The following is a 22735-nucleotide window of genomic DNA, read 5'->3' as shown; positions in this document are numbered from 1 at the left end:
ACGCGGCCTCTAATACACGCTGAAGCCGAAGCTGCCGAAGTCGCAGCAGCGTCGGATTGTCGCGTATTCGCGCCTTACGAAAAGGGCGATAGTGCCTTTCATGGGTGTCGCGATGGAAGGCGGGGGCGTTGGGTGTGAGAGATTTAAGCGGCATATTGCCGGGTGCCGATTGGCGCGATTGCTTCGAAGGAGAGGTGGGCGATCACCAGTCTCACTCGCTCGAGATCGCCCGGCGTCTTCTCGATCATCCCCCAGCATGGATCAGCGGGTTGATGGCACTTCGCAACCGCATCGTATCGCTCGTCGGGCTGAAAGCGGTGGCGCTTGCGACCGGCGAATCGGCTGGCGGATTTCCTGTCGTTTCGTCGTCACGGGAGCGGACGGTTCTCGGTTTCGATGACCGTCATCTGGATTTCAGGATCGTCGTCGATCTGCAGGAAATGGAAGATGGCAGCGTGGTGCGCGTGACAACTCTCGTTCGGCGCAAGAACCTGTTTGGCAGGATCTATCTCTTCGCTGCTGGGCCGTTTCATCGTCGCATCGTGCCGGCGACAATGCGACCCTTTTGCACGCACATTCATCCGGTCTTGCTTAGCGAAAACCGTTAGTTTGCCGGGCTCAGCGTAAAGCCCTTTTTCCGCAGCAGTTCGATCACGCCCTCATTGCCTGGCAGGTGAAGCGCGCCGACGGCCATGAACACGCCGCCTTCATCGAGGTAGTGGTCGGCGCGATCCGCCATCACGTGGTTACGGTCGGTGATCAGCCGTTGTTCGAAAGCGGCGTAACCGTCATCGGAGTTTTTGTCCTTTGTGGGGTCGATGCTTTTCATCATCGGCGTGATCGTGGCGATCTCGCCCTTCAGATAAAGGTCGATCATGGTGGCCATGAGGTCCTCCATCTTGTCACCCATGTCCAGCATCTCGATCAGCGACTGCACATGAAATGTCATGGGCAACTCGGACATGGCGGTCAATTGCTCCGCCACCGTTTCCAGCCCGACGAGATGCTTGCCTTGTTTCAAAGCGTCATTGGCAAGCTTCATGTCGAGAAATTCGGCACCCTTTGCCTTGCGGGCCAGTTCGCAGGCGGGCAGGGCAACGAAGCTGGACAGGATCCATGGCTTCATCTTCATCACCGCATTCAGCGGTATGCCGCGCTCCTTCAGGCCGCGTTCAAGCTTTGCCACATCCTCCTTGGACAGCATATCGGTGATCGACTTGCCATCGAGAAACATTGTGAGTTCAGGCTTGGCAAGCAGTGAGCCGGTAGCCTTCTTTTCGTCGGTGATCTCATCGGATTCGACGATGACTGTCCGGGCATTGGCAAAGGCTTCCTTCGCGCCCTTGGGCATCGCAACAACGCGGGGATCGGCAAGATGCATGGTGCCGAGAAGCCAGGAAGGTTGCTTGCCTTCCTTCTCAATCTTCCAGAGAGTGCCTCTGCCGTTCGGCGTCTTTTCCGCCTCGGAAACGATCGCGGCATAGGCAGCCGGATCGGTCTTTTGCATGTCGACAAGAATATCCTTGCCGCCACAGGTCACGTCGCCATTTTCGGCGGCGCCCGCTTCCGATATGGTAAAGAGCGTCACGAGCAGAATGGAAAGCGCAGCCACGTGCAGGGCGGCAAGTAGCCACAGAAGTGCGTTGCCGAACCGGCCCATCAAGAGTGCTGTCAGGCCTTGCGGCCGCAAGAGAACGGTCATCGAATCACCTCCGTCTGCGTGTTATGGCTTATAGGGGAGGGGATTTGCACGGACGGTTAATGCTCATGGTTTCCAATGTGTTAAAAAGGTCTCAAGCCCTTGGGTGGGCCTTGTCGTAAATGTCCAGCAGGCGTGCCGTATCGACACCGGTATAGATCTGCGTCGTCGACAGGCTGGCGTGGCCGAGGAGTTCCTGAATGGTGCGGAGATCGCCGCCGCCTGCCAGAAGATGGGTGGCGAAGGAATGGCGCAGCGCATGCGGCGTGGCGTTATCCGGCAGGTTGAAGGCGCTGCGCATCTTTTGCATTTCGCGCTGGATGATGGCTGGCTGGAGCTTGCCGCCGCGTGCGCCGAGAAAGATCGGCTCGTCGTTTGAGAGCGCATAGGGGCAGAGCTTGCGATAGGCCTCCACCGCTTCCAGCACCAAGGGCAGCAGCGGCACGAGCCGCATCTTCTTGCCCTTGCCGATGACGCGAAGACTCCTGGCGCCTGCCGGAAAGTCGGAGGGCCTGAGATTGAGTGCTTCGGAGATACGAAGACCGCAGCCATAAAGCAGTGCCAGCACTGCCGCGTTGCGCGCGGCAATCCACGGCTCTTCTGCCAGTTGCCCCTCTTGGGTAGTGATCCTCAGCGCCTGACCATCTGTCAGCGGTTTGGGTAGCGACTTTGGCTGTTTGGGCGCGCGCATGGCGGTGGCACCTGCGGCATTGACCAGCCCGGTCTTCTCCAGAAAGCGCAAGAGGGAGCGTAGACCCGCCAGATTGCGGCCGAGCGAACGTGCGCCTGTGCCCTCTTTGCGCCGCGCAGCCAGAAACGCGCGCAGATCGGTGGCGCGGAGATTTTCGATATCCTTGATGCGGGCGGGATGGCCGTTATAACCGGTCATGAAGATCAGGAACTGGCGCGTGTCACGCTCATAGGCATCCAGCGTGTGGCGCGACAAACGGCGCCCGTCTTCCAGTCCGGCCAGCCACTCCCGACGCTTTTCCAGAAGCTCCGGATCGGCAAAGGTGAGAATTTCGTCCACGTCGTGCATCCTGTTTCGATTAGGTATCCATCATAGGCTTATGCGGTCAGTATTTGGTTAAAGGCTCGATATCGGCGTGATGAGCTTTGCCCACTTGCGTGTTCGAAAACCGTTCCGATTTTCCTGCCGATGCTATAGAGGTTCCCTTTTCGTTTCCTAAAGGACAATGTCGCCGCAACCATGGCAGACGATTCGACCGATCTTTTTGGCGCTCTATTTGGCCCTGCATCCGGCAGCATGAAACCGGGTGACGCTTCGCCAACCGTTGCCGTTCCCGTTCTGGTGCCGATGCCGGCGCCGGGGCCCTATAGCTATGGCGTGCCGGAGGATATGGTGGTGGAGCCGGGCTCCATCGTGCAGGTGCCGCTCGGTCCGAGGCAGGTCATCGGCGTGGTGTGGGACAAAAGCGACGGGCCGCCCGTCGACCCGAAGAAGCTTCGCCCGATCACGAAAACCTTCGACTGCCCGCCGCTTCGCGAAGAGATGCGCCGCTTCATCGATTGGGTGGCATCCTATACGCTCTCGCCGCCGGGGCTGGTGGCGAAGATGGCATTGCGTGCGCCCGCCGCCTTCGATCCGGAGCCGATGGTCGAAGGATTGCGGCTGACCGAAGCCCGGCCTGAACGGCTCACCCCCGCCCGCGAGCGGGTAATCGAGCTTGCCGGTGAAGGTCATGGCTGGACGCGCAGCGGGCTTGCCCATGCGGCGGGTGTCTCCACAAGCGTGGTCGAGGGGCTTGCCAAGCAGGGCGTATTCGAAACCATCTTCCTGCCAGCGCCTCCCGTGGTGGCGGAGCCCGACCCGGAATATGCGCCGTCGCGACTGGAAGGTCCGCAGAAGCAGGCCGCATCCGAAATTCTGGAGGACGTGCGCAAAGGCGGCTTTGCCGTGTCGCTGATCGATGGCGTGACGGGCTCCGGCAAGACGGAAGTCTATTTCGAGGCGGTTGCCGAGACCCTGCGCCAAGGCAAGCAGGTGCTGATCCTGTTGCCAGAAATCGCGCTGACCGCCGCCTTCCTCGATCGCTTCGAAGACCGCTTTGGCTCGCGTCCGGCAGAGTGGCATTCCGATATTTCGCCGCGCATGCGCGAACGGGTCTGGCGCCAGGCGGTGACGGGTGAGGTGAGGGTGGTTGCGGGTGCGCGTTCTGCACTCTTCCTGCCCTTCGACAATCTCGGTCTCATCATCGTCGATGAAGAGCATGATCCGGCTTACAAGCAGGAAGACCGCGTCTTTTATAATGCGCGCGATATGGCGGTGGTACGGGCTCGCATCGGCGATTTTCCCATCGTGCTGGTGTCGGCAACACCCTCGGTCGAAAGCCAGGTGAACGGCAATTCCGGTCGCTACAACACCATTCATCTGCATACGCGCTTCGGTGATGCGGCCATGCCCGATCTACATCTGGTCGATATGCGCCGTCACCCGCCGGAACGCGGGGGCTTTCTGTCTCCCGTCCTGTTGCGCGGTATTGGCAAAACCATCGAGAAGGGCGAGCAGGCGCTGCTTTTCCTCAATCGACGCGGCTATGCGCCGCTGACGCTCTGCCGTGTCTGTGGCCATCGCTTCCAGTGCCCGCAATGTTCAAGCTGGCTGGTGGAGCATCGTTTCCGCAGCCAGCTGCAATGCCATCAATGCGGCCACAGCGAGCCGACACCGGATCATTGCCCGGAATGTGGCACCTTCGACCATCTGGCTGCCTGCGGTCCGGGGGTGGAGCGCATTGCCGAAGAGGTGGAGAAGCATTTTCCAGAAGCCCGCACAATCGTGCTGTCCTCCGACCTGATGGGGGTGAAGCGCCTGCGGCTGGAACTCGAAGCCATCGTCAAGGGCGAGGCGGATATCGTCATCGGCACTCAGCTCGTCGCCAAAGGGCATAACTTCCCGCTGATGACGCTGGTCGGCATTGTCGACGCCGATCTAGGGCTTGCCAATGGTGATCCGCGCGCGGCCGAGCGCACCTTCCAGCTCTTGTCGCAGGTGACGGGCCGCGCAGGGCGCACCGGGCGTAAGAGCCATGGTCTGCTGCAGACCTACCAGCCGCAACATCCGGTGATGCAGGCGATCGTATCCGGTGACGCGGAAGCATTTTACGAGCGCGAAATCATCGAGCGTGAAAAGGCGCTGCTGCCGCCTTTTGGTCGCTTGGCGTCTATCATCGTGTCCGCCGATAGCCGGGCGGAAGCGGAAACCCATGCGCGAGCGTTGCGCGCCTCGGCTCCGCAAGCGCCGGGCATCATGCTGCTCGGTCCGGCGGAAGCGCCACTCGCCTTGATCCGCGGGCGCCATCGCTTCCGGCTTCTGGTGCATGGCAAGCGCAATTCCGACATGCAGTCCTTCCTGCGGGCGATGATCACCAATGGCCCGAAGGCGCGCGGCTCCATCCACGTGCAGACCGATATCGATCCGCAAAGCTTCCTGTAAGGGCTGTGGCACGACCATCTTTCGGCCTCGCTCCCGCCGTGGCATAAGGCGGCCCAAGGGATTCGCGATTTGGGGATGATCAATGGAGTTTTACTTTCCGACAGAGCTGGGTGAACAGCTCGCTTTCGGGGCAGCGGTGTTGTCGTCGCTGATAGGCCTGCTGGTGATGTTTGCGCCGATGATCACCTTCCGTCTCTTCGGGCTTCAGGTGACGGGCGAACGCCGCGATGGTCTGGTGTTGATCCGCTCCTCGCTTGCCGGACTTTATCTCGGCCTGGGTGTGTCCGCGCTTCTGCTCGCCCAGCCCATGGTCTATCTGGCATTTGGCGCGGCTTTCGCACTTGCGGTCTTCGGCGCGCTGCTTTCCATCCTGTCGGATGGAGGCGCAACGCTTCGCAATTTATTACTTATGGTTGTGCATGTTGTTCTTGCTGCTTTCCCGCTGATGTATGTTTTCGGCCTCGTTTAACATCGGCTTCAAAGCATTTCCTCCCGCTGGTAGCGTCACAAGCGCGTCATTGGGAAAATTAAACCGCATTACCCCTTGTTCAAAAGAAGGTTTCCGCTATTACGCGTGTTGCGAGTCCCGGCGTCGTATGCTAGACGGACCGCGAAATCGAGATAAGGCAGGGGGGAATTCCAGCCTTTTTCGGGGAAATTGAAACGAATTCAAGAATTTGACGAAGCCGATCTCTCGGCTGCGTTTTCTTGGATGAATAGCAGGGAAAAATTGCCCGTGGCAGATACCTCCCATGGAACATCCGGTGTAGCGGAAAGGTATGCGTCTTCGCTTTTCGAGCTTGCCTTGGAAGCGGGTGTTGTTGAGGCAGTCGGTGCCGATCTCGACAGGTTTCAGGCCTTGCTCGATGAAAGCGACGACTTGAAGCGTCTGGTTGCGAGCCCGGTCTTCTCTTCGGAAGATCAGTCGAAGGCCATTTCGGCCATCGCTGAAAAGGCTCGCATTTCCGGTCTTGCTGCCAATTTCCTCAAGGTCGTGGCCAATAACCGCCGCCTGTTTGCCGTTCCCGGCATGATTGCCTCCTACCGTACTATTGCTGCTGCTCATCGCGGCGAAATTGTTGCCGAAGTTACTTCGGCGCATGCGCTCGACGAAGCGCAGGAAACTGAACTGAAAGCGGCGCTGAAGAGTGTGACCGGCAAGGACGTGGCGATCGCTCTTACGGTCGATCCTTCCATCCTCGGCGGTCTCATCGTCAAGGTCGGTTCACGCCAGATCGATACGTCTCTTCGCACCAAACTTTCCACCCTTAAGCTTGCACTGAAAGAGGTTGGCTGATGGATATCCGCGCCGCGGAAATTTCCGCAATTCTGAAAGATCAAATCAAAAATTTCGGCAACGAGGCGGAAGTCTCCGAAGTCGGCCAGGTTCTGTCCGTTGGTGACGGTATTGCTCGCGTTTACGGCCTCGACAATGTTCAGGCTGGTGAAATGGTCGAGTTCCCCGGCGGCATTCGCGGCATGGCGCTGAACCTTGAAGCCGACAATGTCGGTGTGGTTATTTTCGGTTCCGACCGTGACATCAAGGAAGGCGACACCGTCAAGCGCACAGGTGCGATCGTTGACGTTCCCGTCGGTCCCGAGTTGCTCGGCCGCGTCGTTGACGCCCTCGGCAACCCGATCGACGGCAAGGGCCCGATCAATGCGACGGAACGCCGCCGCGTCGACGTCAAGGCTCCTGGCATCATTCCGCGCAAGTCGGTTCATGAGCCGATGTCGACCGGCCTCAAGGCTATCGACGCTCTGATCCCGGTTGGCCGTGGCCAGCGCGAGCTCGTCATCGGCGACCGCCAGACCGGCAAGACCGCCATCATTCTCGACACGTTCCTGAACCAGAAGCCGATCCACGACAACGGCCCGGACAACGACAAGCTGTACTGCGTCTACGTCGCCGTCGGCCAGAAGCGTTCGACCGTTGCCCAGTTCGTCAAGGTTCTGGAAGAGCGTGGCGCTCTGCAGTATTCCATCGTCATCGCGGCGACTGCTTCGGACGCTGCTCCGATGCAGTTCCTGGCACCGTTTGCCGGCTGCGCCATGGGCGAATACTTCCGTGACAACGGCAAGCATGCCCTGATCGGCTATGACGACCTGTCCAAGCAGGCTGTTGCCTACCGTCAGATGTCGCTTCTTCTGCGTCGTCCTCCGGGCCGCGAAGCTTACCCTGGCGACGTTTTCTATCTGCACTCGCGTCTTCTCGAGCGCGCTGCAAAGATGAGCGACGAAATGGGCGCTGGCTCGCTGACGGCTCTGCCGGTCATCGAAACGCAGGGCAACGACGTTTCCGCCTTTATTCCGACCAACGTGATCTCGATCACCGACGGCCAGATCTTCCTCGAAACCGACCTGTTCTACCAGGGTATCCGTCCGGCTGTTAACGTCGGTCTGTCCGTTTCGCGCGTTGGTTCTGCCGCTCAGATCAAGGCCATGAAGCAGGTTGCCGGCTCGATCAAGGGTGAGCTTGCCCAGTATCGCGAAATGGCAGCATTCGCCCAGTTCGGTTCGGACCTCGATGCCTCCACGCAGCGCCTGCTGAACCGTGGTGCGCGTCTGACCGAACTTCTGAAGCAGCCGCAGTTCTCTCCGCTCAAGACGGAAGAGCAGGTTGCGGTGATCTTCGCTGGCGTCAATGGCTACCTCGACAAGGTCGCGGTAAACCAGGTCGGCAAGTTCGAACAGGGTCTGCTGTCCTACCTTCGTTCCGAAGGCAAGGCGATCCTCGACACCATCCGCACGGAAAAGGCTATCAGCGACGATACCAAGGGCAAGCTCAAGGCTGCTCTCGATAACTTCGCCAAGTCTTTCTCCTGATTAGGCTCTGACTGGGACGGATAACGGATGCCTTCACTAAAGGATCTGAAAAACCGCATTGCCTCCGTAAAGGCGACGCAGAAGATAACCAAGGCGATGAAAATGGTCGCCGCGGCGAAGCTTCGGCGCGCCCAGGAAGCTGCGGAGGCCGCCCGCCCATATTCGCAGCGCATGAGCGCCGTGCTGGCCAACATCGCTCAGGCGGTGGAAGCCGATGTCGCTCCGGCGCTGATGACCGGAACCGGCAAGGACGATGTGCATCTGCTCGTCGTCTGCACGGCGGAGCGCGGTCTGTGCGGCGGTTTCAACTCACAGATTTCCCGTTTTGCCCGCGATCATGCCCGCAAGCTGATGGCGCAGGGTAAGACGGTCAAGATCATCACCGTCGGCAAGAAGGGCTACGACAGCCTGCGTCGCGAATTCTCATCCAACATCATCGAGCGCATCGAACTGCGTGACGTGAAGCGGGTGGGCTTTGCCAACGCCGATATGATCGCCAAGAACATCATTGCCCGTTTCAATGCCGGCGAGTTCGATGTCTGCACGCTGATCTACTCGGAATTCAAGTCCGTGATCAGCCAGATCCCGACCGGCCTTCAGTTGATCCCGGCTGCTGTTCCAGCCACCGAGCAGGCAGCGACCAACAATACGGCGATCTACGAATACGAGCCGGATGCAGCCTCCATTCTGGAAGACCTCATTCCGCGCAACATTTCCGTCCAGGTTTTCCGCGCACTGCTGGAAAACGTGGCTGGCGAAATGGGCGCCAAGATGAGCGCGATGGACAACGCAACCCGCAATGCCGGTGAAATGATCCACAAGTTGACGCTGTCCTACAACCGTCAGCGTCAGGCTCAGATCACCAAGGAACTCATCGAAATCATTTCGGGCGCGGAAGCGCTCTGAGGTAAGGAAAGAGGGTAAGGATAATGGCTCAGGCAGCTACCCCCATTAAGACCGCAGCGACCGAGGGCGCTACCGGCAAGGTTACGCAGGTTATCGGCGCTGTTGTGGACGTTGCGTTCGAAGGCGAACTGCCGGCGATCCTGAACGCGCTCGAAACCGACAACAATGGCAACCGCCTCGTTCTCGAAGTTGCGCAGCACCTCGGCGAAAACGTCGTTCGTACCATCGCGATGGACTCCACCGAAGGCCTCGTTCGCGGCCAGCCGGTCGCCAACACCGGCGCGCCGATCTCGGTTCCGGTCGGTCCTGAAACGCTCGGCCGTATCATGAACGTCATTGGCGAGCCGGTTGACGAAGCTGGCCCGCTGAACACTGCGTCCAAGCGCGCCATCCACCAGGAAGCTCCGTCCTACGTCGACCAGTCGACGGAAGCGCAGATCCTCGTCACCGGCATCAAGGTCGTCGACCTGCTCGCACCTTACGCAAAGGGCGGCAAGATCGGTCTGTTCGGCGGCGCGGGCGTTGGCAAGACGGTTCTGATCATGGAACTCATCAACAACGTCGCCAAGGCGCATGGCGGTTACTCCGTCTTCGCAGGTGTGGGTGAACGTACCCGTGAAGGTAACGACCTTTACCACGAAATGATCGAGTCCGGCGTTAACAAGCACGGCGGCGGCGAAGGCTCCAAGGCTGCTCTCGTTTACGGCCAGATGAACGAGCCGCCAGGCGCGCGTGCCCGCGTTGCTCTGACCGGTCTGACGATCGCTGAAAACTTCCGCGACGAAGGCCAGGACGTTCTGTTCTTCGTGGACAACATCTTCCGCTTCACGCAGGCTGGCTCGGAAGTGTCCGCTCTGCTTGGCCGTATCCCGTCTGCCGTTGGCTATCAGCCGACACTGGCAACGGACATGGGCCAGATGCAGGAACGCATCACGACGACGACCAAGGGTTCGATCACCTCGGTTCAGGCCATTTACGTTCCTGCCGACGACTTGACCGACCCGGCACCTGCGACCTCGTTCGCCCACTTGGACGCAACGACCGTTCTGTCGCGTTCGATCGCCGAAAAGGGTATCTACCCGGCTGTTGACCCGCTCGACTCCACCTCGCGCATGCTCGATCCGCTGATCGTCGGCGAAGAGCACTATGAAGTGGCTCGTAAGGTTCAGTCGACCCTGCAGCGCTACAAGGCTCTACAGGACATCATCGCCATCCTCGGCATGGACGAACTGTCGGAAGAAGACAAGCTGTCGGTTGCCCGCGCCCGCAAGATCGAGCGCTTCCTGTCCCAGCCGTTCTTCGTCGCCGAAGTCTTCACCGGTTCTCCGGGCAAGCTCGTGGCTCTCGAAGACACGATCAAGGGCTTCAAGGGTCTCGTCAACGGCGAGTACGACCACCTGCCGGAAGCGGCTTTCTACATGGTCGGCTCCATGGACGAAGCTATCGAGAAGGCAAAGAAGCTGGCTGGCGAAGCCGCTTGATGTGATTGAACTGGTGCGCGGTTTTTCGCCGCGCGCCGTTGCCCCCCGCGACATCGTCTGTCGCGCAATCAGAAGAAGTGAATAGCCATGGCCGACACTTTCAAATTCGAACTTGTTTCTCCCGAACGTCTGCTGGTGTCCGAGACGGTCAGCGAAGTCGTTATTCCGGCAACGGAAGGCGAAATGACGGTTCTGGTCAATCACGCGCCGGTCATGACGACGATTAAGCCTGGTATCGTCCGGGTAAAGACGGCATCTGGCGAAACGCACAAGTATGTGGTTTTCGGCGGTTTTGCCGATATCCTGCCGACCGGTTGCACATTGCTCGCCGAATCTGCCGTTTCGGCTGACGACATGACACCGGACGATCTGCAGAAGCGCATCGCTGCTGCCCGTTCGGAGATCGAGGAGGGCAACCACCACCACGATCATCTGACGAAGCTTGAAAAGTACCTTTACGAGTTGACGGACCTGCACGAGGTTCTCGTCGCCGCTTGAAAGGACCGGGCGGGTTAAGTTGAGCAACCGTCCACATATAAGCTCAGACGAAAGCGGCTTTTATGGCCGCTTTTTGTTTTTCTAGCCTCGGCAGGAGGCGCAGAGGATAGCTGGCCGCTCACCATCAAAAACGGCACTCTCCTGCGATGGCAACATCACACGGCGTCTCTGGCCGACGTCCGATGTGTGAAGTCAACGATGGGCAACAGGCTATGCCCTCGGAACTCAGTCCATTTCGGAGCTACCGCAGCAGAGACTTTACGTGGCCAGGCAAGGGCCCCACAGAGTGCGTTGCCGCAGGCGCGGATTGCGACGATGAAGGGAAGGGCGCGTCAGCGAGGCCCACGTCGAACTGGGTGAGTAGCTGGCGCAGTGCGTCTGCTTCTCGCCCATATAAACGCTAATCTGCGATGGCGTCATCACACGGCGTCTCTGACCGACGCCTGATGTGTGAGGCCAACGGAGGGCAACATGCTATGCCCTCAGAACTCAGTCCATTTCGGTGCTACCGCTGCAGAGCCATTCCGTCGGCCAGCCAGCGGCGTCACAGAGTGCCTTGCCGCAGACGCTGATTGCGCGGAGGCAGGGGAGGGCGCGCCTGCCAGCCCCACGTCGAACTGGGTGAGTAGCTGGTGCAGAGCGTCTGCTTCGCGCGCCAGACCGTGGCTCGCCGCATTCGTCTCCTCGACCATCGCGGCATTTTTTTGCGTGGCCTGGTCCATGAGGTTGACGGCGTGGTTGATTTCGCTGAGCCCATTGGCCTGCTCGCGGGCCGCCTCGACGATGGCCGCAACATTGGTGTCAATCCTGTCCACCTGAGTGGCAATATGTTGGAGGGCTTGCCCTGCCTCGCCAACGAGGTCAACGCCGTGCGCCACATGCTGGCCCGAGGTGTTGATCAGTTGCCGGATCTCCTTGGCTGCACTGGCGGAGCGCTGCGCCAGATCGCGTACCTCCTGTGCCACGACGGCAAAGCCTTTGCCGGATTCACCCGCCCGCGCCGCCTCGACCCCTGCATTCAGGGCCAGGAGATTGGTCTGAAAGGCGATCGTATCGATGACGCCGATGATGTTGGTGATTTCGCCGGCAGATTGTGAAATGGCATCCATAGCGGCAATCGCCTTGTCCACAATCGTACCGGAGCGTTCGGCCTGGGCTTTGGTCTCGCTGACGAGCCGTCCTGCCTCATCGGCCCGCCTGCTGGCATCGGCGCCCGTGGTGGTAATCTGCTCGATAGCCGCAGCACTTTCTTCCAGCGAGGCTGCCTGCTGCTCCGTGCGCCTTGCCAGATCATCTGCCGCCGAACGAATTTCGGATGAGCCGGATGCAATGGTCTCGGCATTCTGGGCAACGGTGAGCATCGTCAGACGCAGCTTTTCGATTACCTCGTTGAAGTCGCTCCTGAGCTTTTCCATGCTCGGGACGAAGGGCGTATCGAGGCTTTGCCGCAGATTGCCTTCGGCCAGCGCGCGCAGGGCCTGCCCGAGCGTCGTGATCGCGCTCATGCGCGGGGTGACGTCAGTGGCGAATTTGACGACTTTAACCACCGCTCCCGTGTCATCCAGGATAGGGTTATAGGCAGCCTGTATCCATACTTCCTTGCCGTGTTTGCCGTAGCGCACGAACTCGTCGGAGATGAACTCTCCGGATGCCAGGCGTCGCCAGAAGTTGCTATAGGCATCAGAGGCGACATAGGCTGGATCGCAAAACATCCGGTGATGACGGCCTTCGATTTCTTCCAGAGCGTAGCCCAGCCCGTCGCAGAAATTGCGGTTTGCAGTGAGGATATGGCCGGTCGGCGTGAACTCTATGACCGCCTGTGAGCGTGAGATTGCCTCCAGCTTGCTGTTGTCCTCATTTGCCTTGAGCTTCCTTGCGGTGATGTCGGTTGCTATCTTCACGACCTTGTAAGGCTTGCTGCCGCGAAAGACCGGATTGTAGGACGCCTCTATCCAGATCTCACGGCCATCCTTGCGTAGCCGCTTGAATTCTCCGGTTCGGGCTTTACCCGTCTTGAGGTCTTCCCAGAAGTCGCGGTAGGCTTGAGAGGCACAATGATCGGCATCACAGAATATCCGGTGATGCTGCCCGACGATTTCGGCAAGCTCGTAACCGAGTTCCGAACAGAAATTGGTGTTGGCGTGAAGGACCGTACCGCTTAGATCGAACTCGATAACGGCATGTGATGCGGCAATCGCCCTCACGATATTACTGTTATCTGCACCTTGCCCCAGCAAAAACATCTTGACCCCCAGGACAGCCGAAATCGTGGTGGCAGTTTGGAGGAAAGACGAAAGGTTTCCGAAACTGCTACTTGCGCACTGGCTGATTGATTTCTGCGCTCGCACAGGTTTCATTAGAGCAAATCAATATTAAAAGTTTCTTTCTTAGAATTGACGAAATAATACGATCTCTTTGATACCTGACTAAAGCATCTCTTGTAGAAGTGTACAGCGGTTTTGCCAGAGCGACATGCCGCAGAAGAAGAGCCCAAAGGGTGCAGAGCGAATCTCGGAAATCGCTACCTGCTTTCCACTTACGCGTGGATGGATGCGACATAAAAAAGCCGCGCGGAGGGCGTCCGCGCGGCTTTTTCGATGACTTCGTATGTCGGGCGCGTATCAGGCGGCCAGTTCTTCCATCTCGCTTCCCTTGAACATCTTGGCGAGGTTCAGGAAGCAGATCATGCCATGTTCGTTGGCGATGATGCCTTCGGAGAAGGACTTGTCGAAGGAGGCGGATACTTCCGGCACGGGCTGAACCTGGTTTGCCGGGATCGTCAGAATATCGGAGACGCGATCGACCAGCATGCCGATGACCATGTTGTGGACTTCAGCCACCACGATGGCGCTGCGCTCATTGGCCACGGTGCTCTTCATGCCAAGCTTGTAAGCCAGGTCGATGATCGGAATAACCGAGCCGCGAAGGTTCATGACGCCGATGACATCCGGCGGCGCGTGCGGGATGGGCGTGGATGGCGCCCAGCCGCGAATTTCGCGGATCGTCGTGGTCTTGACGCAGAATTCCTGATCGTGGAGGCGAAAAGCGATGATTTCCAGTGTCTCACCGCCAAAATTTGTCGAATTGATCGTTGCCATCAGAATTCTTCCCAATCCTTTTGTGTCGGAGCCAAAGCGAGAGAGCCGGACGTCGCATAGAGAGCGGGCTTCGGCTTTCTTTCAGGGGCGCGTGTGACCGGCACCTTCCGTTCAGGCTGCAGTGATTGATTCGTAACAGAAGATTGTTTCCCAAATCTAAATTGCGTGAGCAATTCCTGCAGAAGATAAGCCTCATGCGCCAGCCCGTGGCTGGACGCGGTCGTCTGTTCCACCATTGCGGCGTTCTGCTGGGTGTTGGTATCCATGGCTGCGATGGCGTGGTTGATTTCCTTGATGCCATTGGCCTGATCGTGGGCGGTTTCGACAATGGCTGCGACGTTGGTATTGATCTCTCCGACCTGGGTGACGATCTTGCCGAGTGCCTTGCCGGTTTCACCCACGAGCTCGACGCCTTCGTCGACCTGGCGCGCGGACGTGTCGATCAGCGTCTTGATCTCCTTTGCGGCCTGTGCGGAGCGTTGCGCCAGTGCGCGCACCTCTTGCGCCACAACGGCAAAGCCTTTTCCAGCTTCACCCGCGCGGGCGGCTTCCACGCCGGCGTTCAGCGCCAGGAGGTTCGTCTGGAATGCGATCTCATCGATAACGCTGATGATGCTGCCGATTTCATTGGACGATTGCGAGATGCGCCCCATGGCGTCGATGGCCTTGCTGACGATCAGGCCAGACTGTTCCGCATCGTTTTTCGTATTGGTGACCAGACGGCTGGATTGTTCGGCACGCTCCGCGTTCTGCGCCACCGTTCGGGTGATCTCCTGTAAGGCGGCGGAGGTTTCTTCCACAGCTGCCGCCTGCTGCTCGGTACGCCGGGCAAGGTTGTCGGTGGCTTCGCTGATTTCGCGCGCACCCTCGGTAATGCTCTTGGTGCTTTCCGCTACGTTGCGCATGGCGTGCTGGAGTTTATGCAGCGAGGCATTGAGATCGTGCCGTACCTTTTCGAGGGCGGGGGTAAAGGAGACGGAGATCGTACCGGTCAGGTCTCCATTCGAAAGAGCCGTCAGGCTGGAGGCAAGATCGTCCACGGCGGTGACGCGATCGGTCACGTCGGTTGCGAACTTGATAATCTTGAAGACCTTGCCGTTTTCGTCGAAAATCGGATTGTAGGACGCCTGGATCCAGATCGGTTTGCCGCTCTTGGCAATGCGCTTGTACTCTGCTGACATATACTCGCCGGAGCCCAGTCTTCTCCAGAATTCGCCATAGGACGGATCGTTGCGAATGCTGTCTTCGCAGAAAATGCGGTGATGCTTGCCGCGGATCTCCTCAAGGCTATAGCCGACAGCGTTCAGAAAATTCTGGTTTGCTGTAACGATCTCACCGGTCGGGGTGAATTCGATGATGGCCTGCGCGCGGGAAATAGCGTCCAGCTTACCAGCATCTTCGGCCGCCTTGCGCTTCGCATCGGTGATGACGGTGGCAAGCTTGACGACGCTCGTGACCCTGTTGCCCTCCATGACGGGGTTGTAAGAGGCCTCGATCCAGACCTCATTTCCGCCTTTGGCGATCCGCTTGTATTGCTGCTTGTCGAAGCGACCGGCTCTAAGATTCGCCCAGAACTGCTGGTAAGCATCGCTATCGGCATAGGAGGGTTCGCAGAAAATGCGGTGGTGCTTGCCGATCAGCTGATCGGCGGTATAGCCCATCGCTTTGCAAAAATTTTCGTTGGCTGAGAGTATATGTCCGGAAGTGTCGAATTCGATAACGGCCAGCGAGCGGCCTAACGCTGCAAGGACCGCTTTTGCATGGGTCCCGGGAAGAGAGAGCATTCAGTGAACTCCGTCACGGCTCAACCCCTTGGTCGGACCGGTATTGTGGTGCGTGAAGACAAGATCCTAAAGCACAACAGCCGCGAAAGGTTCAAGGCAACAACAATTGTTTAGCTCATCAAATTTAACAATCTCTGAACTCGAAAAAGTTTAACGATTTCCTTAACGACGTGACCTGAATTCTTGTGGTTCACGCATAAGTTGATCAGTACTCCTTTTCATAGAAGATGCCGGCTGCACCTTCGCCGCTGGCTCCCGCTTCGCCGCGCAGCTTGACGCCGCGTCCGACGTCGAGATTGATGACTGCTTTTGCGCCGGAATCGCCGCTCTGCTCGAGCTGGAGATAGGTACGCTCATTGATATATTTGCCTGCCGATACCCGCGCCCGTCCTTCGGAATCGGTGGATATATCGAGATCGTCGATGCCGAGGTTGCTTCGCAGGCTATCGAACAGGGAGGTTGAGCGCCCGCCCGCCAGCTGACTTGCCGCTTCCGCCAGTCTCGCAATCTGCAGAGGTGACAGTTTGGACATGGACTGGCCGAAGATCAGCTGTGCCATCACCTCATCCTGGGGCAGCGCCGGGGACGATGTGAAGGCGAAAGATGGATCGTTGGCGTTGCCGCTGACGGTCACCGTCACGGTGTTGGAGCCGACGCTCGAATCGGCAGAGAGGTTGAGAACCGGGATCAGCCCGCCGCCGAAGGTGATTTCGCCATTGGTGAAATCCAGCCGCCGCGTCAGGATTTCGAGACGGCCACGACGCATGGTGAAACCGCCGGAGATCTGCGGACTGGCAGCCGTGCCGCGTATCGTCAGGTTGCCAGTCAGTTCCGCATCGATGCCGCGTCCGCGCACGAAGATGCCGCTTGGTGCGTTGATCTGCAGATCAAGACCAATTGTTGATGAACTACCGCTGCCACCTTCGTCAGCGCGGATCTCCGCCTCCTGGCGTCTCACCGCCCGTGGCGCGTTCTTGTGCTTGATATCGATTTCCGTCAGCGATGCGGGCAGGCGTTCCGGAATGGTGATCGCGCTTTTATCCAGTGTCAGCGTACCGGCGAGAAGCGGCGACGACAGGACCGGACCCTTCAGCGTCAGCGTGCCGCTTGCCTGCGTGGTGAACAGTGTTCCGTCCGCGTAGGTTGCGCGGTTCAGCGTGATGCTGAGATCTGCCGGAAACCCTGATGCGGGGTTGATGCCGACAGTGCCGGACCCGGAAATGGTTCCACCGCCCGACAGGCTTCCCGTCAGCCTCGATATGGTCGCGACATCGCGGTTGAAGGTAATCGTTGCGGCAAGATTGTTGAGGGTAAGGTTGCGTCGCACATCGGTAACGCGCGTACCCTGGGTGCTGATCGTCCCCGTCACGGAAGGCGCGGCGACGCTGCCTTCGATGCGGATATCAACTGCCGCCGAACCATCGACGACCAGGCCCTGTTCGGATGTTTGGGCCGCAAGCGCGGCAAAGGGCAGTTGCCCCTTGAAGCTCATGGCAAGCGGGCGGTTGCCGGAAAGGCCAAGCGTACCGCCGCCGGAAACCGTCAGCCCACCGCCGCCTGTCAGGCTGGTATCGAGTTGGAGCGACTGGTTGGCAAAGCGGCCATTGGCCTTGATCCCCAGCGCGCCGAGCCCTGCGGCGCGCGTCTGGGCAATAGCTGCATCGGACCAGGTCAGATCGTAATCGATGGCGGGATCTGCGGCCGAACCCTTGGCGACAACCGTGCCGGAAATGGTGCCTGCCGCATCGAGCCCAGGTGAAAAGGCATTGGCGAGACTGGCCGGAAGAGCGCGTATGGCGGCATTGACGTCGAGCGTCGATCCGGCGCTACCGTTGACTTCGACCCGACCGTTGCCGGTCTGGATGGTCAACCCGGATATGCGCGCATTGCCATTCTCCACCGTGATGACGCTCGGAGCGGCAAGGCGAACGGGGATTCCGCGCGGCGTGGCGGAAAAGCTTTCCAAAGCGACGCGCATGGGCGAAGCGCCGGTGTCTGCCCGGCCTTTCAGCACCAGCGGGGCATTATCATAGCGGCCATTGAGATCGAATGTCGTGGCATTTGCTGCGTGATCGATATCGAGTTCGAGACCTGAGAGTGCTGCTGCACCGGCATTGATGCTCTGCGCCTTCACCGTGCCGTTGATGGCCAGAGCCAGGAGATCGTCCACCTTGAGGTCGGCAACCAATCCGGAAATTGCTGTCGTGTCCTTGCGGATCGTTTTGCCGTTGGCGCGAATGGTGGCGGCAATCTTGCCATCGGCGTTGCTGATGGCGATATCGCCCTTCAGATCGCCGCGCGCCTGCTGGGCGGCAAGCGCTGCCAGAAGCGAGATATCGGGAAAATCGAAAGACAGAGCGCCGGACGGCAGGAATTGCGGCGTCAGTTGCAGCTTGCCCGTCATCACGTTGGGGCCGACCTTGACGTTCAGCTCCGGAATGGCGGTGCCTTCGCCCGTCTGCACCAGCGCGGCAGAGGCGTCGATCGGCTGGTTGTCCAGTGTGCCGGTCGCTTGAAACTTGGCCTGCGGCGCGGCCACATCCGCCTTGCCACTCGCCGAAACCTTCAGCGATTGCAGCGAACGTCCCGCAAGCGTGGCGCGCGCCGCAGAGATATCTGCGGTGAAGTCGGCAGCGCTGATCGGACCGTTTGCCTGAAGAGAGAAATCGAGCGAACCGGCGGCCTGCGGCGACAACTTCTCCAATGCCGGCAGCCGACCGGAGAGTTTGGCGGCGATCGCGCCATTGTCGAGCGACACGCCGCCATTGGCTTCGAGCGTGGTGGACTTGATGACGAGGTTCTCTAGACTTGTCGCGCCGCCCATCAGGCTCTCGACATAGCCGTTGATCGCGATCGTGCCGTCGAATTTTTCCGCCAGCGCCGGGGGAAGCACGGACGGCAGAACGAAGAGGCGCAGGTTCGACGAGACTTTTCCAGCCGAAAGATCATAGGCGCCGCTTGCCGTTCCGCCGATGCTGGCGCTTTCGAGCGTCGCGCCTTCGAAGGCGATGGTCTGTGGCGAGACGCGCAGCGGTGCGCTGAGCTTTAACGGAGCCTTGACGATGCGCTCCAGGTCCGGCGAGGTCAGCGCCGACTGATCGACCGACAGCAGGGTTCGGATCGTGCCGGTCATGCTCGCCACGTCGAGATCGTCGCTGGCTGCGGTAAGCTTCACGCCCTGAAGCGTACCCTGTGGCACCTTGAGAGAGCGAAGCGAGGCGACGGTGTTCAGGCGTGCTGCGTCGGCGTTGCCGCGCAGGCTGAGGTCAATGCCATCCACCAGCGCCTGGAGCTCGCCATCCGCCAGCGGCAGGCGAATATCGACGGGTCCGTTGGTTCCGATCAGATTGGCGGAAAGGTCGTTCTGGCCCTGGGGATCGACGCTGCCGGATGCGGTGAGTATCAGCGCGCCGGTTTCCAGATTGCCGTTCTCGACACTGATACGACCTTCCGGCGACATGGTCGCGGCCAGGTCGATCTTCGTTTCTCCGCTGAAGAGCTGGCGCACCAGCGGCGGCAAAAGCCGATCCGGATGACCGCCGCCTTGCAGCGTCACGCGCCGCGTTCCGTCCTGTGCCAGGCTGTGGTGGCCATTGAGCGCGACGACTTCGTTTCCAGAAACGGAACCGGCGAGTTTCCCCGACCAGTTGGAGAGAGGGCCTTCGCCGCTGAGCTTTATGGAGACCGCAGGCGCACCCGGTAGACGCAGAAGGTTTGCAAGCAGGCCACCCTCCGGCTCGTTCAGCAGCGCCTGAAGTTTCAGCACGTTTTCAGCCGGGATATACGCCAGATCCGCATCGATCGACGCGCGCTGCTCATCCTTGCGGGAGGCTGAGAGCGATGCCGTGATGGTGTCGGAGGTGGCATAACCATGGCCCGATGCCGACAGAGCGAAGGCGCGTCCGGCCAGCTTCTCGCCAAGCTCGATGTTGGGAAGCGACAGATCGTCGATGGTCACTTTCAGGGGAAGGGAGAAGCTGCCGGAGCTTGGCTCTGCCTGTTGCGATGCTGGCAGCGGTGCCCGATCGACACGGATATTGGCAGCCGTCAGCCGTTCGGCGTGAAACGTTCCTGTCAGGAGATCGAGCGGCGACCAGTCGAGCTCCACACCGTCGAGTGTCGCATAGCTGCCTTCACGATCGGCAATGGTGACGTTATCCAGTCTCAATCTGCCGGTCAGCAGACCCTTCGGTGGCGAGATAGTGATCGTCTGGTCCGTGCTGGAAGCAATGCGAGACACCTCGTTTGCAAGGAATCGCGCGCCGAAGGGGCTCAAGCCGAAAAACAGCAACACGACCACAAGAAGCGCGACGGCCCCGAGTGCGATGCAGGCGAACCACTTCAGCAATCGAATCAGCATGTTCATAAAGGACAATCTACACTTCGCTTGGTCGTCGTGACAGGGTTGGGTTTACTGCGGAGCAAAGCCCGGCGTTTTTGAACGCTCCTTCCTCAGAAGGATTGTCCGATCCCGGCGTAAATGCCGAAATTGCTGCCGCTCGGATATTTTTCCAGCGGCATGGCGACATCAAGACGCAGAGGCCCGAACGGTGTCGCATAGCGAAGACCGATGCCGGCACCTGCGCGAATATCAGAAAAATCCGGTGTGACTTCGGATGAAACCACGCCCGCATCGATGAAGGGAACAATGCCAATGGTTTCCGTCACCTTCACACGCGCTTCAAGCGAGGTGACGACATAGGACCGGCCGCCGGTGGCCTTGCCATTGACGTCATAGGGCGAGATCTCCTGATAGCTGTAACCGCGCACAGAGCCGCCGCCGCCAGCGAAGAAGCGGCGTGTCGTGGGAATGTCCTCAAGCGAACCGCCGCCGAAGAGAACGCCGCCTGCGATCTTGCCGGCCAGCACCACCTGATCGTCCGAGCCCAGGCCCTTGTAGCCGGTGGTCGATGCCTCGAACGACGAGAAGATGGTGCCGTTTAGCGCTTCATAGCTCGGTTTGGCGGAAATCGATGCGCGGAAACCATCGGTCGGGTTCAGCTTGTCATTGCGCCTGTCTCGCACGAACTCCAACGGCACAGAGGTCGTCAGATAGTCATTGGTGCCGAAAGCGTCTTCGGTGCTCGCCCATTCGACTTCGAGACCGGCTGCTGCTGTATCGTAATCGTTGAAATCATACGCGAATCCGCCATATCCGGTCACCGTCTGCGCATCATAGCTGTCGGGGTGCTCGGTCTTGGCCTTGAGGCTTGCGGTAAAGGTCGTCTGCGGATTGAAGATTCCGGGCTTGGTAAAGATGATGCCGGCGGAATAGTCTATGTCCTGAACGGTCGATGCCTCGCCAAGGCGCGTCACAGCGCCCTCGATGCGAAGCGATTCGGCTTTGCCGAACAGGTTGCGGTGGCCCCAATAGCCCTGCAAGCCTGCTCCTTCCGTCGTCGAATATTGCGCGCCCACGCCAAAATAGCGAAATTTGCCTTCGGAAACCTCGATGGTCAAAGGAAGGCTGCCATTGGGGGCAAGCGTATTGGCTTCCTTGATTGCGACGCTGGAAAACACGCCGAGTTTGCGAAGCCTGTCGGAGGCCTTGCGCAGCTTGTCCGGCGAATAGGGCTCTCCGCTGTTGAGGCGTGAGTAGCGACGGATGAAGTCCGGATCGACGGCCTTGTCACCCTTGACCGCCACGTCTCCCAGCGGCGCCACCGGGCCACCTTCGGCCACCATGGTCAGATCCACCGTGTTGTTCGCGTGGTTTGCCACCGCCTCGCGCTTTGTGAGCTTTGCCAGCGGGCGACCTTCCGCCTTCAGGTCGTCTATCAGTTTGTTGCCTGCGCGGATGATGGCAAGCGAGCCCGCGTCGCCGCCGGTTACCAGACCGTAATCTGCGGGGTCGTGCCCCGTGATATCGCCTTGCAGTCTGACCGTTCCGAGCTTGAAGACCGGGCCCGGCGTCACATCGATTACGACCGGCACGGGGCCTGCTCTGTTGAATGTCGGATTGGGCGGAATGGAATCAATATCCCGCCCGGCGATCTTGACCGTAACGATACCGCCATAGCGGGCATTCTCGTAAAGTGCGGCAATCAACCGGTCGCGGTCGTCCTTGGCGCGAATGAGCAGGCCGAGATCGCCCGATGCCGGCTTTTCCGGCTCGGTCACCATCAGGGAGCTGTTTTCCAGACTGTCTCTGAGTTTGCTGTCTGCTCCCGGCGTATTGAGCGTCACGGTAAAGCGGACGGGATCGAGAACTTCGTTTGCCTCGTCCTTGTCCGAGCCCCATAGCTGGATGCCGAAGATCTTCAAAGCGAAGGCTTCGCGAACGAATACGGGATAAACGCTCATGGCTGCCGCCACCGCCAATGCAGTGCCTGCCCTCCAGTACGCTATACTCTTCCGTTGGTCAGTCCGTTTTTTCGGCATGCGGTGCTTTATGGTTGAGCATTTATTATTGCTCCTGCCCGTTTATCCTTCGTTAATGCGCAAATTTAATCATAATTAGACAAGGAGGGGCACCCCAAAAAAGGGCCAATGCGGGGAAACAAAAAAAGCCCCGACGATTGCCGGGGCTTCTGATGCAATTCTGTCACGCTGTTAGCGGCAACGTGCCGTGTAGCGCTGGCCGTACTGGTCACGGTAGTAGCAGTAGCCAGGCTCGGAAGCGCGGCCGATCAGGTAACCGGTTGCGCCGCCGATGAGGCCGCCAACCGCTGCGCCACGGACGTTACCGGTAATTGCGCCGCCAGCCAGTGCGCCGATCACCGCGCCGCCGCCGGTGGTCTTTTCAGTCTGCGTGCAGCTTGCCAGCGCCAGACCCATAACAGCAAAAATAACAGCCTTTTTCATGAACTCTCTCCACGTTACATTTGAGCTCGATGGCTCTCGGTAGGCGTCCCAATAAGTCTGCGGCGACTGCTACCTCCGACCGCCGCAGATATCTAACAAGTCGAATGTTTCTTTGGAAGCCCCCTTGTAAGGCTGCGCTCCCCGGGCCAATCGATTGTGCCCTACTCAACGGCGGCTGAATTAAA

At 59.4% G+C, this 22735-nt stretch carries 16 protein-coding genes; 8 read left to right on the top strand and 8 right to left on the bottom strand.

The window, feature by feature from the left end:
• Positions 1–134 precede the first annotated feature (134 nt).
• Positions 135–608: a DUF2867 domain-containing protein gene (locus ACQZ5M_RS11980; RefSeq protein ID WP_449079954.1), complete on the top strand. Its 474-nt coding sequence runs from the start codon at positions 135–137 to the stop codon at positions 606–608.
• Here ACQZ5M_RS11980 and ACQZ5M_RS11975 read toward each other — a convergent pair.
• Together ACQZ5M_RS11975 and ACQZ5M_RS11970 are read right to left on the bottom strand one after the other, a co-directional pair.
• Positions 605–1702 (bottom strand): TraB/GumN family protein, encoded by a 1098-nt coding sequence (locus tag ACQZ5M_RS11975; RefSeq protein ID WP_449079863.1) that lies wholly within the window; start codon positions 1700–1702, stop codon positions 605–607. The two genes, ACQZ5M_RS11980 and ACQZ5M_RS11975, sit on opposite strands and share 4 nt — an antisense overlap.
• A 91-nt stretch (positions 1703–1793) precedes the next feature.
• On the bottom strand, positions 1794–2729 hold the full coding sequence (locus ACQZ5M_RS11970; protein WP_449079862.1) for a tyrosine recombinase XerC: 936 nt from the start codon (positions 2727–2729) through the stop codon (positions 1794–1796).
• A 180-nt stretch (positions 2730–2909) separates the two neighbouring features.
• On the opposite strand from ACQZ5M_RS11970, the gene ACQZ5M_RS11965 reads away from it, so the two are divergent.
• The 7 genes from ACQZ5M_RS11965 (at position 2910) to ACQZ5M_RS11935 (ending at position 10864) form a co-directional block, all read left to right on the top strand.
• Positions 2910–5153, top strand: coding sequence for a primosomal protein N' (locus tag ACQZ5M_RS11965; protein WP_296077374.1), 2244 nt, complete (start codon positions 2910–2912; stop codon positions 5151–5153).
• Between the two features lie 82 nt (positions 5154–5235).
• On the top strand, positions 5236–5622 hold the full coding sequence (locus ACQZ5M_RS11960) for an AGROH133_08824 family phage infection protein (RefSeq protein WP_296037749.1): 387 nt from the start codon (positions 5236–5238) through the stop codon (positions 5620–5622).
• A 261-nt stretch (positions 5623–5883) separates the two neighbouring features.
• Entirely contained in the window at positions 5884–6450 is a 567-nt protein-coding gene (locus ACQZ5M_RS11955; RefSeq protein WP_296077384.1) for a F0F1 ATP synthase subunit delta, read from the top strand.
• The gene (gene atpA, locus ACQZ5M_RS11950; protein ID WP_296020386.1) at positions 6450–7979 is read left to right on the top strand and encodes a F0F1 ATP synthase subunit alpha; all 1530 of its coding nucleotides are present in this window, start codon (positions 6450–6452) and stop codon (positions 7977–7979) included. Before ACQZ5M_RS11955 ends, atpA begins: the two co-directional genes overlap by 1 nt.
• A 27-nt stretch (positions 7980–8006) precedes the next feature.
• Complete coding sequence (locus ACQZ5M_RS11945) at positions 8007–8885, top strand: F0F1 ATP synthase subunit gamma (protein WP_296020384.1); 879 nt, start codon at positions 8007–8009, stop codon at positions 8883–8885.
• Between the two features lie 23 nt (positions 8886–8908).
• Positions 8909–10366 carry a F0F1 ATP synthase subunit beta gene (atpD, locus tag ACQZ5M_RS11940; RefSeq protein WP_296020383.1) on the top strand — a complete coding sequence of 486 codons (1458 nt, stop codon included), beginning with the start codon at positions 8909–8911 and terminating at the stop codon, positions 10364–10366.
• An 87-nt stretch (positions 10367–10453) separates the two neighbouring features.
• Positions 10454–10864 carry a F0F1 ATP synthase subunit epsilon gene (locus tag ACQZ5M_RS11935; RefSeq protein ID WP_296020380.1) on the top strand — a complete coding sequence of 137 codons (411 nt, stop codon included), beginning with the start codon at positions 10454–10456 and terminating at the stop codon, positions 10862–10864.
• 482 nt (positions 10865–11346) lie between these two features.
• On the opposite strand, the gene ACQZ5M_RS11930 is transcribed toward ACQZ5M_RS11935, so the two are convergent.
• From ACQZ5M_RS11930 to ACQZ5M_RS11905, 6 genes are all read right to left on the bottom strand, one after another.
• Positions 11347–13107 carry a methyl-accepting chemotaxis protein gene (locus ACQZ5M_RS11930; RefSeq protein WP_449079861.1) on the bottom strand — a complete coding sequence of 587 codons (1761 nt, stop codon included), beginning with the start codon at positions 13105–13107 and terminating at the stop codon, positions 11347–11349.
• 378 nt (positions 13108–13485) lie between these two features.
• Positions 13486–13962 (bottom strand): chemotaxis protein CheW, encoded by a 477-nt coding sequence (locus tag ACQZ5M_RS11925; protein WP_296020376.1) that lies wholly within the window; start codon positions 13960–13962, stop codon positions 13486–13488.
• Entirely contained in the window at positions 13962–15746 is a 1785-nt protein-coding gene (locus ACQZ5M_RS11920; RefSeq protein WP_296084816.1) for a methyl-accepting chemotaxis protein, read from the bottom strand. The genes ACQZ5M_RS11925 and ACQZ5M_RS11920 overlap by 1 nt, the downstream gene beginning before the upstream one ends.
• A 205-nt stretch (positions 15747–15951) precedes the next feature.
• Positions 15952–20112 (bottom strand): translocation/assembly module TamB domain-containing protein, encoded by a 4161-nt coding sequence (locus ACQZ5M_RS11915; RefSeq protein ID WP_449079860.1) that lies wholly within the window; start codon positions 20110–20112, stop codon positions 15952–15954.
• Between the two features lie 86 nt (positions 20113–20198).
• A complete protein-coding gene (locus ACQZ5M_RS11910; protein ID WP_449079859.1) occupies positions 20199–22127 on the bottom strand; it encodes an autotransporter assembly complex protein TamA in 1929 nt (642 codons plus the stop codon).
• 171 nt (positions 22128–22298) lie between these two features.
• Positions 22299–22550 carry a glycine zipper domain-containing protein gene (locus ACQZ5M_RS11905; RefSeq protein ID WP_296020367.1) on the bottom strand — a complete coding sequence of 84 codons (252 nt, stop codon included), beginning with the start codon at positions 22548–22550 and terminating at the stop codon, positions 22299–22301.
• Positions 22551–22735: the final 185 nt, after the last annotated feature.

The organism is Rhizobium sp. 22-785-1, from assembly GCF_053521965.1.
This window is presented reverse-complemented; position numbering and strand designations above follow the sequence as displayed.

Bases quoted from the DNA above. Each gene is read 5' to 3' on its own strand.
- ACQZ5M_RS11975 (WP_449079863.1), bottom strand. From the start codon at position 1,702: ATGACCGTTCTCTTGCGGCCGCAAGGCCTGACAGCACTCTTGATGGGC.
- ACQZ5M_RS11965 (WP_296077374.1), top strand. From the start codon at position 2,910: ATGGCAGACGATTCGACCGATCTTTTTGGCGCTCTATTTGGCCCTGCA.
- ACQZ5M_RS11960 (WP_296037749.1), top strand. From the start codon at position 5,236: ATGGAGTTTTACTTTCCGACAGAGCTGGGTGAACAGCTCGCTTTCGGG.
- atpA (WP_296020386.1), top strand. From the start codon at position 6,450: ATGGATATCCGCGCCGCGGAAATTTCCGCAATTCTGAAAGATCAAATC.
- ACQZ5M_RS11945 (WP_296020384.1), top strand. From the start codon at position 8,007: ATGCCTTCACTAAAGGATCTGAAAAACCGCATTGCCTCCGTAAAGGCG.
- atpD (WP_296020383.1), top strand. From the start codon at position 8,909: ATGGCTCAGGCAGCTACCCCCATTAAGACCGCAGCGACCGAGGGCGCT.
- ACQZ5M_RS11935 (WP_296020380.1), top strand. From the start codon at position 10,454: ATGGCCGACACTTTCAAATTCGAACTTGTTTCTCCCGAACGTCTGCTG.
- ACQZ5M_RS11930 (WP_449079861.1), bottom strand. From the start codon at position 13,107: ATGTTTTTGCTGGGGCAAGGTGCAGATAACAGTAATATCGTGAGGGCG.
- ACQZ5M_RS11925 (WP_296020376.1), bottom strand. From the start codon at position 13,962: ATGGCAACGATCAATTCGACAAATTTTGGCGGTGAGACACTGGAAATC.
- ACQZ5M_RS11920 (WP_296084816.1), bottom strand. From the start codon at position 15,746: ATGCTCTCTCTTCCCGGGACCCATGCAAAAGCGGTCCTTGCAGCGTTA.
- ACQZ5M_RS11915 (WP_449079860.1), bottom strand. From the start codon at position 20,112: ATGAACATGCTGATTCGATTGCTGAAGTGGTTCGCCTGCATCGCACTC.
- ACQZ5M_RS11910 (WP_449079859.1), bottom strand. From the start codon at position 22,127: ATGCCGAAAAAACGGACTGACCAACGGAAGAGTATAGCGTACTGGAGG.
- ACQZ5M_RS11905 (WP_296020367.1), bottom strand. From the start codon at position 22,550: ATGAAAAAGGCTGTTATTTTTGCTGTTATGGGTCTGGCGCTGGCAAGC.